General features: G+C 43.7%; 11 protein-coding genes. 8 read left to right on the top strand and 3 right to left on the bottom strand.

Annotated elements, in window-relative coordinates:
- The first annotated feature begins 72 nt into the window (after window positions 1–72).
- The 5 genes from hutI (at window position 73) to solA (ending at window position 5868) form a co-directional block, all read left to right on the top strand.
- The gene (gene hutI, locus ASG85_RS31585; protein ID WP_057306693.1) at window positions 73–1356 is read left to right on the top strand and encodes an imidazolonepropionase; all 1284 of its coding nucleotides are present in this window, start codon (window positions 73–75) and stop codon (window positions 1354–1356) included.
- A 38-nt stretch (window positions 1357–1394) separates the two neighbouring features.
- A complete protein-coding gene (locus tag ASG85_RS31580) occupies window positions 1395–2675 on the top strand; it encodes a Glu/Leu/Phe/Val family dehydrogenase (protein ID WP_057306692.1) in 1281 nt (426 codons plus the stop codon).
- A gap of 39 nt (window positions 2676–2714) precedes the next feature.
- Window positions 2715–3992 (top strand): NADP-dependent malic enzyme, encoded by a 1278-nt coding sequence (locus tag ASG85_RS31575; protein ID WP_060648864.1) that lies wholly within the window; start codon window positions 2715–2717, stop codon window positions 3990–3992.
- 92 nt (window positions 3993–4084) lie between these two features.
- Entirely contained in the window at window positions 4085–4708 is a 624-nt protein-coding gene (locus tag ASG85_RS31570) for a HutD family protein (protein ID WP_162251333.1), read from the top strand.
- Window positions 4709–4734: 26 nt separating this feature from the next.
- Window positions 4735–5868 carry an N-methyl-L-tryptophan oxidase gene (gene solA, locus ASG85_RS31565; RefSeq protein WP_057306689.1) on the top strand — a complete coding sequence of 378 codons (1134 nt, stop codon included), beginning with the start codon at window positions 4735–4737 and terminating at the stop codon, window positions 5866–5868.
- A gap of 1008 nt (window positions 5869–6876) precedes the next feature.
- Here solA and ASG85_RS31560 read toward each other — a convergent pair.
- From ASG85_RS31560 to ASG85_RS31545, 3 genes are all read right to left on the bottom strand, one after another.
- Window positions 6877–7989, bottom strand: a complete 1113-nt coding sequence (locus tag ASG85_RS31560; RefSeq protein ID WP_057306688.1) for a GerAB/ArcD/ProY family transporter — start codon at window positions 7987–7989, stop codon at window positions 6877–6879.
- Window positions 7990–8237: 248 nt separating this feature from the next.
- Window positions 8238–9395 carry a Ger(x)C family spore germination protein gene (locus ASG85_RS31550; RefSeq protein ID WP_156390230.1) on the bottom strand — a complete coding sequence of 386 codons (1158 nt, stop codon included), beginning with the start codon at window positions 9393–9395 and terminating at the stop codon, window positions 8238–8240.
- 55 nt (window positions 9396–9450) lie between these two features.
- Window positions 9451–10896 carry a spore germination protein gene (locus tag ASG85_RS31545; RefSeq protein WP_057306685.1) on the bottom strand — a complete coding sequence of 482 codons (1446 nt, stop codon included), beginning with the start codon at window positions 10894–10896 and terminating at the stop codon, window positions 9451–9453.
- 217 nt (window positions 10897–11113) lie between these two features.
- Between ASG85_RS31545 and ASG85_RS31540 the strand changes: the two genes are divergently transcribed.
- From ASG85_RS31540 to ASG85_RS31530, 3 genes are all read left to right on the top strand, one after another.
- Window positions 11114–12919 (top strand): sensor histidine kinase, encoded by a 1806-nt coding sequence (locus tag ASG85_RS31540; RefSeq protein WP_057306684.1) that lies wholly within the window; start codon window positions 11114–11116, stop codon window positions 12917–12919.
- The gene (locus tag ASG85_RS31535) at window positions 12912–14522 is read left to right on the top strand and encodes a response regulator transcription factor (protein ID WP_057306683.1); all 1611 of its coding nucleotides are present in this window, start codon (window positions 12912–12914) and stop codon (window positions 14520–14522) included. Before ASG85_RS31540 ends, ASG85_RS31535 begins: the two co-directional genes overlap by 8 nt.
- 88 nt (window positions 14523–14610) lie before the next feature.
- The gene (locus tag ASG85_RS31530) at window positions 14611–15528 is read left to right on the top strand and encodes a carbohydrate ABC transporter permease (protein WP_057306682.1); all 918 of its coding nucleotides are present in this window, start codon (window positions 14611–14613) and stop codon (window positions 15526–15528) included.
- Window positions 15529–15532: the final 4 nt, after the last annotated feature.

The following is a 15532-nucleotide window of genomic DNA, read 5'->3' as shown; positions in this document are numbered from 1 at the left end:
GAATATATAAAAGAATGATGATAACTCGCAGCAAGCCCGTTCGGGCTTGCTGTATTTCGAGGGGGAGAAACGATGGAGAACAATCGAATTGACCTGCTGATCCACAATATTGGTACATTGATTACCATGCAAGGAACTCAGGAACCGCGCCGAGGCGGTGAAATGTCTGAGGTTGCAGCAGTCCGAAGCGGAGCTGTGGCAATCAAAGACGGTATCATTGTTGCAGCGGGAACGGAAGAAGAAGTTTTGGCTCAAATCGGTGAATGGCCGGTAACTCAGAAGCATGATGCTGAGGGTAAGCTTGTTACCCCTGGACTTATTGATCCTCATACCCATTTGGTTCACGGCGGCTCTCGTGAGAATGAACTAGCCTTAAAGCTGAAAGGTGCTTCTTATTTAGAAATTTTAGCTCAAGGCGGCGGTATACTCAGCACAGTCCGTTCAACCCGTCAGGCTTCGGAAGAAGAGTTGTACGTAAAAGCGAAAAAAAGCTTGGATACCATGCTTTCTTATGGGGTTACCACAGCAGAAGCCAAGAGCGGATATGGTCTAACGCTGGATGATGAGCTTAAGCAGCTCAGGGTCACTCGCAAACTCAATCAGGAACATCCGGTTGATTTGGTGTCTACGTTCATGGGTGCTCATATGGTGCCAGAAGAATATAAGGGCCGGTCTCAAGAATTCGTTCAGCTTATCATTGAAGAAATGCTCCCCGAAGTGAAACGTCAGGGACTTGCTGAATTTTGCGATGTATTTTGTGAGCACGGCGTATTTTCTGTGGAAGAATCGGAGCAAATTCTGTTGGCCGCAAAAGCGATGGGCTTCGGCTTGAAAATCCATGCGGACGAAATCGAACCAATGGGTGGCGCGCAGCTTGCTGGCAAACTGGGTTGTATCTCCGCCGAGCATTTGATCGCCGCATCAGATGAAGGATTGGAAGCGATGCAGCGGGCGGGCGTCATTGCTGTCTGTCTGCCGGCTACCTCCTTTAATTTAAGGCTAAAGCATCACGCCCGTGCGCGTAGGATGATTGAAATGGGACTTCCCGTTGCTTTATCCACGGATTATAACCCGGGAAGCTCGCCAACGGAATCTATGCAGCTCGTCATGACGCTGGGCTGTTTGAATTTAGGGATGACGCCGGAGGAAGTTCTGACGGCTGTGACCATCAATGCGGCTCACGCGATCGGAAAAGCGGATGAAATTGGCAGTTTGGAAGCGGGTAAACAGGCCGATCTTGTTATTTTCAATGCTGATAACTTGGCATATCTGCCATATCACTTTGGGATCAACCATGTTCATTCCGTATTCAAGCAAGGAAAAATGGTAGTCGCGGACGGCAAACGGATTCATTAAAGGGTTACAATCTGTATGAAGACTCAAGGGGGATCATCATGGAAGCTCCGACGGAAGTAAAAGAGAAGCCTATGCAGGCGGAAAGCTTGAATGTTTTGAGCAGAACGCAGCTTGTTATCCAAGCTGCTCTCGACAAAATGGGATGCGCAGAATCCTTATACGAATTGTTAAAGGAACCACTTCGGTTGCTAACTGTACGCATTCCTGTGAAAATGGACGACGGTTCTGTGAAAGTGTTTACAGGGTATCGTGCGCAGCATAATGATGCGGTCGGACCGACCAAGGGCGGAATTCGCTTCCATCCCGGGGTCACCGAAGATGAAGTGAAGGCTCTTTCCATGTGGATGACCATTAAATGCGGCATTGCCGATCTTCCGTACGGCGGAGGCAAAGGCGGAATCCAATGCGATCCGCGCACGCTGTCCTTCGGCGAGCTGGAACGGTTAAGCCGTGGTTACGTGCGGGCAATTAGCCAGCTGGTCGGGCCGACCAAGGATATTCCGGCGCCGGACGTGTTCACGAATTCACAAATCATGGCGTGGATGATGGATGAATACAGCCGGATTCGGGAATTCGATTCGCCAGGTTTTATTACCGGCAAGCCGCTCGTCTTAGGCGGATCGATTGGAAGAGAATCGTCAACTGCCATGGGCGTGGTGCTATTGCTAAGAGAAGCGGCTCATGTCGCAGGGATTCCGATTGAGGGCGCACGAGTCATAATCCAAGGCTTTGGCAATGCAGGCAGCTTTCTTGCTCAGTTCCTTCATGAGGCTGGTGCCAAAGTGGTAGGCATTTCGGATGCTCAAGGGGCTCTCTACGATCCTGAAGGCTTGGACGTGCAGTATTTATTAGATCGGCGTGATTCTTTCGGAACGGTGACGAATTTGTTCCCGAATGCCATCTCGAACCAAGAGCTGTTAATCCAAGATTGTGATATTTTAGTTCCAGCTGCGATTGAAAACCAGATCACCGAAGACAATGCCTCCGATATTAAGGCGAAGATTTTGGTAGAAGCGGCCAACGGACCGACAACGTTGAAGGCTACTGAAATTTTGACAAATAAAGGTGTTCTGATCGTTCCAGACGTGCTTGCTAGCTCAGGCGGGGTAATCGTATCTTACTTTGAATGGGTCCAAAACAATCAGGGATATTATTGGAATGAAGAAGAAGTGAATGAAAAGCTTCAACAAATATTGAAAAAATCTTTTTACAACGTCTATCAATTATCCTTGCAGAAGCAAGTAGATATGAGATTGGCAGCCTACATCGTTGGTTTAAAGCGAATGGTGGAAGCGATAAAATGGCGCGGATGGATTTAATCAATGCTCTGATCAAAATGCCTTGGAAGGTGATGAATCATGAACAATTTACGTGAAGATGCACTTCACATGCATAAAAAGTATGCCGGAAAGCTTGAGGTTATTGCCAAGGTTCCGGTAGGCACTGTCCGTGATTTGAGCCTTGCCTACTCCCCGGGAGTTGCAGAGCCTTGTAAAGACATTTGTATGGAAGAAGATAAAGTATACGATTATACGATGAAAGGAAACCTGGTTGCCGTCGTTACCAATGGAACGGCTGTGCTCGGTTTGGGAAATATCGGTCCTCATGCGGCTATGCCGGTGATGGAGGGAAAGGCTTTGCTTTTCAAAGTATTTGCCGGTGTCGATGCGATTCCGATCTGTTTAGATGCGTTGGAAAAGGAGAAAGTGATTGAAACGGTCAAACAGCTTTCTCCTTCGTTCGGCGGTATTAATTTAGAAGACATCGCTGCACCGGATTGTTTTGAAATTGAAGAGAGGTTGAAAAAGGAATGTGCTATTCCTGTTTTCCATGATGACCAGCATGGTACAGCTATTGTCATTGCGGCCGGATTAATCAATGCTCTCCAATTAGTCGACAAAACGATGGACCAAATTCGTGTGGTTATTAACGGGGCAGGCGCAGCTGGCATAGCGGCCATGAAGCTTCTGGGCCATATGGGTGCTAAGGATATCATCGTTTGCGATACGAAGGGTATTATCCATGAAGAAAGACAAGAAGGCATGAATCCGTTCAAGCTGGAAATAGCACGGATGACGAATAAAGATCATCTAACAGGTAAGCTCACCGATGCAGTGAGAGGAGCCGATGTTTTCATTGGAGTTTCTGCTGCGGGGGCACTTACGAAAGAGATGGTCAGCTCCATGAACCGTGATTCTATTATATTTGCCTTGGCGAATCCAGTTCCGGAGATTATGCCGGAAGAAGCGAAAGCTGCTGGAGCTGCGATCGTTGGCACGGGACGCTCCGATTTTCCCAACCAGATCAACAATGTATTGGCGTTTCCGGGCATTTTTCGCGGCGTATTAGATGTGCGTGCTAGAGAGATTAATGAGGCCATGAAACTAGCCGCTGTTTATGCCATTGCCGGTTTGGTTCCAGCCCATAAGTTAAATCGGGACTATGTGATTCCGAATCCATTTGATCCAATGATTGCTCCGAATGTGGCGGCTGCCGTTGCTCAAGCAGCCATGGATACGGGGTACGCACGTTTATACATCAATGCGGAAGAGGTTAAGGATAGAACAAAGAAGCTGATCCGCAAAAACGACGCGGTAGGATCGTATTTTTCTTGGTACGCTGACATGATAAAGTAAGAGTAGGCATAGTTCAGATTAGTAGGTGGGACTTGGCATTTCCGGGTCCTTTTTTTCATTCGCTTATGGAATATTTTCAAGGAGATGCCTATATGTCTTATTCGATCAAAGTCGTTAAAAAGAATATGCAAATAACGTCCGCTTGGTCAGGTGGAACGACAACGCAGCTAGCCATATATCCTGAAAACGCGGAGTATAATCAACGGAATTTTTTATGGAGAATCAGCACGGCCAGCATTCAAGATGAGCATTCTTTGTTTACCTGCCTTCCTGATTTTTGGAGAAAGCTAATGGTTATTGAAGGAGAGGTGATTCTAGAATATGAGGGATTACATCAAGTGGGATTAAAGCCTTACGAGCAGGAGAGCTTCAGCGGTGGATGGGTCACCCGGAGTATGGGGAAGGTAACGGACTTCAATCTCATCACAGCGGCGGGATGCCGGGGAGAATTAGAAGCTTTATGGATCAAAGAAGGAACTTCTCAGGAGATCGATTGTCACAAGAATGATGTGGAATTTACACTAGTGACAGAAGCTTTTTATTGTACCGAGGGCCGAGTTAGATTTAGTATAAATGAAGATCAGTCTCTATGGATAGAGAAGGGCGACTTCTGCGTACTATCATGGAGAGCTTCATTGGACAAAGTGAATATAAAAATAAGCCATTCTGGCAATGAATCTGCAGCATATGTCATTCGAGCCCGTATTGTGAGTTGAACCTTTATTTGGAGGGAATTGATGGAATGATGAACTATGACGTAATTATTGTTGGTGCCGGTTCGATGGGGATGGCTGCAGGCTATTATTTGACCCTTGAAGGGAAGAGCGTTTTACTGCTGGATTCATTTAACCCTCCGCACGATCGCGGGGCACATCATGGCGATACCCGTATCATCAGGCATGCCTATGGAGAAGGGACGAGCTATGTCCCGTTAGCCCTCAGAGCACAAAAGCTTTGGTTCGATCTGGAGCGAGAGTCGGGAAGAAAACTGTTCTACCAAACCGGGGTGCTGAATGTAGGTACTCGTGATTCAACCTTTATCCAACAAGTTGTTTCTAGCTCCGAAGCCTATTCACTTCCGCTGCAAACCGTGGATTCCAGTAAAATCCATACATTATGGCCTGGAATTTCGCTTCCAGAGGGCTACGTGGGCTGCTTCGAATCGAATTCAGGCGTGCTTAAAAGCGAGGAATGTATTCGTGCTTATCGGGAACTGTTGGAACGTCATCAAGTTACCATTTTAACGAATTCATCCGTCCAAGAGTTGTCTATCGATTCTGACGGGGTGACGGTCCAAACAGCCGACGAAAGTTATAAGGGACGCGCTCTAATCGTTACAGCGGGGGCATGGTCTTCTAAGCTGCTTCCTCTTATGAATATCCATCCACCGCTTGTTACGAAAAGAAAGACGTTTGCCTGGTTTGAAGCAGATGACTTTTTATTCGGGGAGAAACGCTTTCCTGCGTTTACGTTTGAAACCTCCTTGGGACATTATTACGGTTTTCCCAGCATGGGGGGAGCTGGTCTTAAGGTAGGACGTCATGATGGGGGACTTCGGATCCATCCGGATGAAGCCATTCCCGAGTTTGGGGCACTTCAGGAGGATGAAGAAGACTTACGAATGTTTTTAAGCCGGTTTATGCCTCTTGCCAATACGGAACTGCGCATGGGTAAAACCTGTACATACACCCTCACTCCCGATGAAAATTTCATTATTGATGCACATCCAGAGTATCCGCATATTGTCTTTGCCGCTGGATTTTCCGGACATGGGTTTAAATTCAGTAGTGTAGTCGGCGAAATCTTATCCCAACTTATTACGACAGGCAAAAGTGAGTATGACATTTCGTTATTTTCAATGAATCGCTTCAAATGAAAGGATGAGTCCTCGCTAGTTGTGTGCTAGCGAAGGCTCATTTTAATTTGAAGTTGGGAGATCCTTTTTGTGTAGAAAATATAGAAGAATGTAAAACATCGTTAGAGACACGATTTCACTTCTCCCTCGCGCCTGTAACGATGAAAAACATCATTACAGCTTTGCTCAGCGTATAAAACTGCTTTTTATTCGTTTGTAAGAATGAAAAACATCGTTAGAGACACGATTTCACATCCCCGCGCATCTGTAACGATGAAAAACATCATTACAGCTTTGCTCAGCGTATAAAACTGTTTTTTACTCGTTTGTAAGAATGTAAAACATCGTTAGAGACACGATTTCACATCCCCTCGCATCTGTAACGATGAAAAACATCATTACAGCCTTTGCTCAGCGTATAAAACGGCTTTTTACTCGTTTGTAAGAATGTAAAACATCGTTAGAGACACGATTTCACATCCCCTCGCAGCTGTAACGATGAAAAACATCATTACAGCTTTGCTCAGCGTATAAAACTGCTTTTTACTCGTTTGTAATAATGTAAAACATCGTTACAGACACGATTTCACATCCCCTCGCATCTGTAACGATGAAAAACATCATTACAGCCTTTGCTCAACGTATAAAACTGCTTTTTACTCGTTTGTAAGAATGTAAAACATCATTACAGCTTCGCTCAGCGTATCAAATTGCAATTTTACTCGTTTGTAAGAATGAAAAACATCGTTAGAGACACGATTTCACATCCCCTCGCATCTGCAACGATGATAAACATCATTACAGCTTTGCTCAGCGTATAAAACTGCTTTTTACTCGTTTGTAAGAATGAATACATCGTTACAGACAGAGATACAAATGTGAATAGAGGAGGATATCCGCATCGATTTTGCTGTAGATCAGCATCACAAGATATAGATCATTGAAGTTAATTTTGACTATCCATCTCATTGTTTATTTGATAAAACCATGTATAAGTTGCCACTTGCATGATTTTGACCATCTGCTGTACTATATTCGGCTCATTTGATCTTGCACGGCACCCTGCCGCGTTCTTACCCAAGTTATAATAGCTAAAAGGACAGGTATGATTAAGGTTGGGATTAGTGAGGAGAAGGGAAGAATTTCAAAGTCATAGGCTCCCAAATCCATCATCTTTGTATAACTAATCTGAGCCAAAACATAGAACAATAGTCCAGTAGGTAAAATAAAAGGTTTCGTCTCTTTGATCTTGAAAATTTGTTTGATCACGAGTAAAAAAACGTAGTGAAGCACAATAAGTTCAAATAAAGTGAAAATGGTCCAAATTGCGATGATAAGAATTTCTATCCTTTCCATATATTCTCCGAATTTAACTAATTGTATGGAAGTGAAATAGGGAAACGCCGACAATTTGGTTAAATGTATGCCAAGCGCACCGAATGTTAAATAACTTGCCAGTAACAAATAAATACCTGATAAAACTACTGCAGTTGTTAAACTTGAGAACGTTTTTTTTGTATTTTTTACCCGTGATAGAAGAAAACCGAAGACAACGCATTTTCCAAATGGAAAACCGAAAGACAGCATCCCACCGTAAATGATTGTGGATAATTTGCTTTGAAACATGGGCAGGAAAGGATTAATTTCCACTTCACGCAGAATAAACAAACTGACGATGCAGATGGACAGAATGAAAAACGGTAGGATAAATTGAACCGTGCGTACTAAAGTACCTAAACCTAAATAAACGGAATAGGAACTAACCAACACAATGAGTAAAATTAAAAAGTTAGGGGTGGTGTGTGGAAGGATAGCCGTCGTATAGAACCAAGATATTGCGCGATAAGCCAACACACCTGTATCAAGGAAATAGATAAGATAGATGACAAGTACGAGTTTGGCAAGCCATTTTCCCAACAATTTTTCGCAAGCTTCCGTCATACTTAATTGAGGATGCTGCGATTGAACATAGGATAGAAGCCATAATATTCCTATTGAAAAAACAATAGCTAGAAGATTTGAAATCCAGACATCCTGCTTGACCAGCTTGGCCTCAATTAAAAACAAGGTTGAGAATCCAGACAAAAAACTAAAACAGAGAAATCCCAATTGACCATGATTGATTTTTTCAGAATCGGTCATCTTCATTCCTCCACTCGTACTTTTAATAGGTCTATCATGTAATCGGAGACAGGACCATAAATAATCTTGTTTAAGGACTCCAAGGTAAGCTTTGAAAAACCCATGAAGGGATTCAAATAGACGATTATAACGAGATAATAGAACAGGAGAACTATAGCATCTGTTTTAGTCTGTTGTTTCCATAAGCGAATAGATCCTTTCAGCCCCAAACAAATAGCTATTAAGCAGAGCGAGTTATTAAGAAGCATTTATCGGCCACCTATGATTTGGGACATGCCCAGTTTTTCAATTTCTACATTGACATGAACAGGAATTGACATTGTCGGATATACATGATCCCAATCCTTTTTTAGCTTTTTCCATTCCTTTGGATGATGCTGGATGAAATATTCAGAAACCCCAAGTAGGTCTACTTTCAGATCTTGTTGAAAATGTTTTAAGCTATCATGAATGATTTTCTCCAAATGCTTGGAGGTAACTTGTTCCAATTGAGCCAATATAACCGGATCGCTCAGTGCAAGATATTGATTCATTTCACCCAAAGTCGCTTTGAAATTCAACTGGACATCTAATTTTGGTTTGCCATTGACGTAATCGCTGTGAATTTCTCTTTTTGAGATTCGAAGAAAATAGGACACTTTCGTGGATTTGAATTCCAATGATTCTGTAAATTCATAGTTTTTCCATTTACTTTTCTCAGATAACCAATGGACAACCCGCACATCATTTCCATCCAGCCAGTCAACGAATTTCCCTTTGTTAATAACAGCTCCGCCATTTAAAAGCAGCGATGATGGAGAGGAAACAGTCTTTGGTGACGTCATTATTTTGCCTAAAACAAAGCCCCTGTATGGATTACTGTAGCGGTCGGCCACTTTATGTATCATTAGACTGTAGCTCTTGCCCCACTCTTTTTCATTTCGGACGATCCCTAGCAGCACATTCGAAGTTAGTTCGCTAATATTGGATTTTCTTTTCAGTAAATCCTCCGCTTTCCCCTCACTAACAAGTAGGTGACCTGTTATGCGGATTTGACGGTTCCTTGTTAGGAAATCTACGATATCATAGAGGGAATGACGTGCTGCAGCTTCACCTATAATAAAGAATTTATTATGCTGCCATACCAAGGATTTACCTACACGGTTACGCATATTTCTTGCAGCGTCCATTATCGAATCTCCAACTGCACTATCAACCAACTCCGACTGTTTACCTGTTTTCTCCGTACTTGTCGATGTGGGTAAAACACAATAAATAGTAATTACATATTTATTGCTTTCCTTGTCATAATCAATACCAGTTGCCATAACTAAATCAATATCGCTGATTTCCTTATTATCAGGTGAACAGCCCACTAATAGTGACAAGATTGAACACATAGCCAGAAACCATTTAACGTTCTTCATACCCCTCGCCTTCAATTCCAAAAATAAATTTCCCCTTCACCTTTGCCTTATAATCTTATTTCCTCTTATACGATGAGGAACTTCGATATCGGGCCGGAAGGAGGATGAATTTCTTAAATGTATTTCTTAAGCTTTCAGAATCGACCGGTTCTAAGAACGGTACTCCACAGAACCGTAAGGAACATAGATGCAAAAGGATTGCGAACAATCCCAAAGAGAGCCCAAAGACACCTGTAGAAGCTGCAAGAAGCATGAGAGGAAACCGTAACATTCGCAAAGCGATGGCTGTACTAAAAGACGGAATTGTAAAGGAAGCAATTCCTGTCATGGCAACTACAATCACAACCGGACGGGAAACGATTCCCGACTGTACCGCTGCTTCTCCGATGATGAGTGCACCTACGATACTGACAGATTGGCCGACAGCGCGAGGCAACCGCAAGCTGGCTTCGCGCAGCACCTCGAATGCCACCTCCATGATGAAAGCTTCGATAAAACTCGGAAAAGGGATCCCCGCTTTGGCAGAAAGGAAGGCCATCATTAGCGGTGTAGGGACCATTTCCAGATGGAAGGTAGTTAAGGCGATATATAAAGAAGGCCCAAACAAGGATGTGAACAGAGTGATCAACCGTATTAAGCGTAAAAAATTAGCAAAATAAAACCTTTCGTAAAGATCCTCGCTGGGATGCATCATTTCAAAAAATGAGCTGGGGGCAATTAAAGCTATCGGAGTCCCATCGGTGATGATCGCAATTTTCCCTCTGTTCAAGGCGGTAACAATCCGATCGGGGCGTTCCGTATTTAGAATTTGCGGGAATGGTGAGAACGTATTATCTTGAATCCATTCCTCTATTTGGGCGCTATCTCCTAGAACATTCAAGTCAATAGCATCGAGTCTACTCATCAATTTTTCTAGAACGGTATGATCAACCTGAGTATCGAGATACAAGACGGATACTTTTGTTTGACTCCGTCGTCCAATAATATAGGATTTAGATTTCAAATCCGATGTCTTCAGTCTTCTATAAACCATCCCCAAATTAATTTGCAAATCTTCGGTGAACCCCTCACGTGGCCCACGTACGTTGACTTCAAGCTTTGGTTCGTCTATCGCGCGTGTTTCATATCCGGGCAACATCATTCCGTATGATTCTGAACGACCTTCAACAAATATAACGAAGCCTGCATCCGTAATCATGCTCACGACCGCATCTAAATTTGGCAAAAGTCTAACTGCGCCTAACGAGTATAACGATCCTGTAATCGCATCATCAACGGGTCCCTTCCAGTAAAGAAGATCTTCGGACATTTTACGGATGATTTGTTGATTTAAGATGTTTTCGTCAACAAGGATATTCAAGTAAATAATAGACGCTAACGATTGACCGTCATTTGTAGTGATGTTTCTGACAACCAGATATTCATTTTGACTAAAATATTGCAATAATTTCTCTAGATTTTGGGAAACGGAAGTACTGATGGGTTCCTGTTTTAGTTCCATTTTCCAATCCCCTCAATGTAAAATGATCTAAGGCCAAATCGGAAACATTTCATAATAAAGGAATTATTCGCTTTTATTCCTAGGATTATGCAAATAACAATTTGAACATTAACTTCGACACCTCATTGGATGTGTTTTTTGTTGACAAACCCTAGCTTCTAGGCGTTATATGGATGTAATTAACTAGCGATGGTTGTGCAGACTGAGGGGGTCCACGATGTTCTATTCGCTCAAAAACCGATTGATTGTTTGTTTTGTGGTTTTACTGCTCGTTTCTACCGGGACAATGTCTTACCTTTTTTTTACGGAATCCCGCTCAATTATTCGCTCCTACATTGAGTCGTCAGCCTATGAAAAGATGGACGAGTATGGGTCCTTCGTCAACATGGCACTAGTGCAAATCTACGATGTTTCCTCAATTGTGTTTAACAGCAGTACAACGAAAAGTTGGGACATTGCGCTCTCTGATCCTGCTTTGCCCGCCGGGGAAAAGATGCTCGCGAACATTAATTTAAGCCAATTTTTGACACAGACGACGAACAATTATTCGATTGTATCGTCGGTCACCGTGTATCGGCAAGAAGGGATGTGGATCTCCGCGGATAATCAGATCATGAATGATACATCGTTCAAGAGTGAGCAGTGGTATGAGCATTTTAAAACAAGAGGAGTCCAGTGGGTATCCGCTCATCAAGATCCGATTGAGGTAAGACGTTCGAAGCCATTTGACGTGCTGAGTTTATTGCTGCCCATTGGCACGTTTGAGCCCTCAAAATCCAAAAACATGATGAAAGTTAATGTGAAATCCGAATTCTTTCTCGAACCGCTAAGTCGGATTCATCTTGGAGAGAAAGGCACTATTTTCCTGTTGGATGGGCAGGGAGATTCCGTTTTGGGTCAACAGGAATATGCATCCTCCCATCCGGAGGCAGCGAAACAAATGGAAGCGATCCGCGCGAACCATCTCCAGAATGGGGTGGTCTATGTAGAGAATGAGCATGGCGCCAAAGACATTCTCGTTTATAAAAAGCTGAAGCTCAATAACTGGCTGCTGGTTGGCATCGTGCCTGAAGCTGATTTATACGGAAAGCTGTACAAGCTTCGAACGAACATCCTTATCTTCGCATCCGTATTACTTGTTGCAGCCATTGCTACTGCTATATGGCTTTCGCATGGGATTTCCAAACCGCTCTCTCGGCTCGCATCAGCGATGCGTTATGTGCAGATGGGCGATTTCCACGCCGCTGAGAATCGGATTCCGGCCGAGGCAAGAGTTCGGAATGAAGTCGGCTATGTGACGACAACGTTCAGGAACATGGTGAGTCAGTTAAGACACCATATTACGACGGAATTTGAACTAAAGCTGCTTAGGCAGCAAGCAGAGTATAAAGCATTATTGATGCAAATTAATCCTCATTTTCTATTTAATACATTAGAATTGCTAAGTAGTCTGGCGATGCAGCAGCGCATACAAGATACGGTGAGAGTGATTGAATCTCTAGGGAAAATGATGCGCTTCTCATTGAAAATAAATGACGACCTGATACCGCTGGAAGAAGAGCTGAAATATGTTCGCCATTATGTGTCTATCTTGCAAATCCGATTTGCCGATCGGCTTCAAATTGCGGTCGAAGAAGACGATAATATGCGTCAATGCGTCATACCTAAATTTATTTTGCAGCCTTTAATTGAAAATGCCGTGAAGTACAGCTTTAGGGAACAAGCTGAGGCTAACGTGATTATACGGGTACGGCATGAACATAACCGACTCATCCTTTCCGTTGCGGATAACGGTCCCGGGATTCCAGAGGAGCTGGTACAGCAGCTGAGAACGGAATCGTTAACCTCGCAGTTTGAGCAAATATTGAACAGCCGATCACAGCAGATCGGATTACGCAATGTTTTAGCTAGATGCCAACTTTATTATGGGCCGTTGTTTGCTTTTGAGATCGATTCCACAAAGCAGTATGGGACCCAGATAGCACTTATTTTGCCGCTGCAAGGAGGAATGATAGATGTATAGTGTACTCATAGTCGATGATGAACCTGAAATTCGGCAAGGACTTAGGCTCAAAGTAGAGTGGGAAAGCCTCGGGCTTTCCATTGTAGGGGAAGCGGGAAACGGGGCAGAGGCTGTTGCATGGTTGACGAATCATCCGGTAGACATCGTGATTACAGATATGAACATGCCATTGATGGATGGGGTATCCTTTTTGGAAGCTTGTCATGAGCACTATCCGTCTTTACGGCTGATCGTCATTACAGGCTATGAAGATTTTCATTATGCCAAGGCAGCTATTCGTCATCAGGCAAGGGATTATTTGCTGAAGCCGGTGACGCAAGATGAACTCAGAGAGGCTATGCTGAAGGTAATTTATGAGCTCGATGCGCAGCGAAACGAGCGTGATCAGCAAGCTATGATGGCGTGGCGGCTTTCGCAATATTATAAAGAAATGAAAGAGCATTTTATCGTTCACCTAGTTAAAGAGGAATTGGCACGGGAAGCAACGATTAGGGAGAAGGCGAAGCTGTTTCAATTGGATACCTGGGAGGAATTCCGTGTTTGTTTCCTTACAGCTGGTTTTATGGAACGCACTGGTGGCGCGGGGCGATTGGAGCGTTCGCCGGACAAGCTGCGGCTGCCGTTTGAAATGGTTTGCAGGGAAGTTGCAGAGATGATCCCGGGTCAAATTCAAGTCTTCCGCGATGCGAACTATGCAGGATTAATGCATTTTATAGCTGTGGCGTCCCATACAAACCTAGATCACTTGGTCGATACGCTTCGCATTGCCGTGACCGATCATTTGGGATACCAGCCAGTGATTAGCATCGGCAAAATGGTTATTGGGCTTAATCAGTGGAAGGATGGTTATCTGTCTTCACTTTTGGAGTGGAACTTGAAGGGCAATAAAGATTCACAAACCCTGCACAATCTATCAACGCCGGAGGCTGCACTCTCGGAGGAAACGAATAAGGTCATGCAGCGTTATTTGGCTCGTGGCGAGCTTGCTGCTTTCGAACAGGCGATTCACAAAGAATTGAATGAAGCTTTCGCAGCATCGCAGGCTAGATTCGTTAAACTTATTTTTCAGCTATATCTCATGCTGGACACGCTGGCTTATACGACCCGTATTGACTTGGATAACGGAGAACAGCTGTGGATTCGTCCCGAGCAAGTATGGGGGTTCGATACGGCAGCTAAAGCACAGCAATTTCTATATAACCTGGCATATAAAATTGTCAGCTCGGCCAATGATCCTGTTGGAGATGAACTTTCCATGATACAAGCCGCAGAGCAATTCATTCATGAAAACTATATGTACGATATTAATTTGACTATGCTGGCCGAACGTTTTAATTATAATTCTTCGTATTTTTCCGAAATGTTCAAAGCCAAAGCCGGAAAAACGTTCATTCAATACATCACGGATGTGCGAATGGCAAAAGCTGTACAACTGCTTGAAGAAACGATGCTGAGCTTATGGGATATCGCTGAACTGACAGGCTTTTCGAATGCCAGCTACTTCAGTTCTAAATTTAAACGCATGTATGGGATGCCGCCATCTGATTATCGTCTGCGTCTCACAGTACCTGAAAAAATTGATAATCAAGAGCCGAAGAAATAGCATTCAAAGGAGCGCCTATAATCCTTATGATGATCTTACGAGTGATGAGTATTCATCGCTATCGATCACGAAGGAGGAGGGCGCTCTCATGTCATCATTAAGTAAAACCGCCCTTTCGCGGCAAAATCGCACAGCTTATTTATTTTTATTACCTTGGTTAGTTGGTTTTTTCTGCTTAACATTGGGCCCTATGATGGGGTCGCTGTATCTATCCTTTACGAAATTTAATTTGTTAAATGCCCCCAGATGGTTAGGACTAGACAATTATGTGCAAATCTTTAACGAAGATGACTCCTTTTATCACTCAATGGGGATTACCTTTCAATATGCCCTATTATCTGTGCCCCTAAGACTTATTTTTGCTTTAATAGTGGCCTTGGCGCTTAATAAAGGGATTCGTGCACTCGGGGTTTATCGAACGGTTTATTACATCCCATCCCTACTTGGGGGGAGCGTTGCGATTGCTATCGTTTGGAGGAAAATATTCGATGGGGATGGATTATTCAATCAATTCTTAAGTTGGTTTGGTCTTCAGGGCCCAGCTTGGGTAGCTCACCCTGATTACATAATGTCCACGATCATTACCTTGTCTGTATGGCAGTTTGGATCGGCCATGGTCATCTTTCTGGCAGGACTTAAGCAGGTGCCGGCTGATCTTTATGAAGCATCACAAGTAGATGGAGCAGGGAAAGTACGACAGTTTTTTCAAATTACGCTTCCGCTGCTATCCCCGGTCATTTTCTTCAACCTAGTGATGAGCATTATTAATTCGTTCCAAGTGTTTACACCCGGTTATGTCATTGGAGATGGACGCGGAGGACCGGTGAACTCGACCTTATTCTACACCTTGTATTTGTATCTGAAAGGGTTTTCCTTTTTCGATATGGGATACGCCTCAGCGCTTGCATGGATTATGCTGGTCGTAATCGGTGTGCTAACAGCCATTGTATTCGTGACATCGAAGTATTGGGTATTCTATGGGGACGGCAAGGATGAAAGGGGATGACCAG

Origin of the sequence: Paenibacillus sp. Soil724D2, from assembly GCF_001427935.1 — a bacterium.
In the GTDB taxonomy this organism is placed as follows: Bacteria; Bacillota; Bacilli; order Paenibacillales; family NBRC-103111; genus Paenibacillus_E.
The sequence above is the reverse complement of the archived record's forward strand: the minus strand, read 5'-3'. Positions and strand labels throughout refer to the sequence as shown.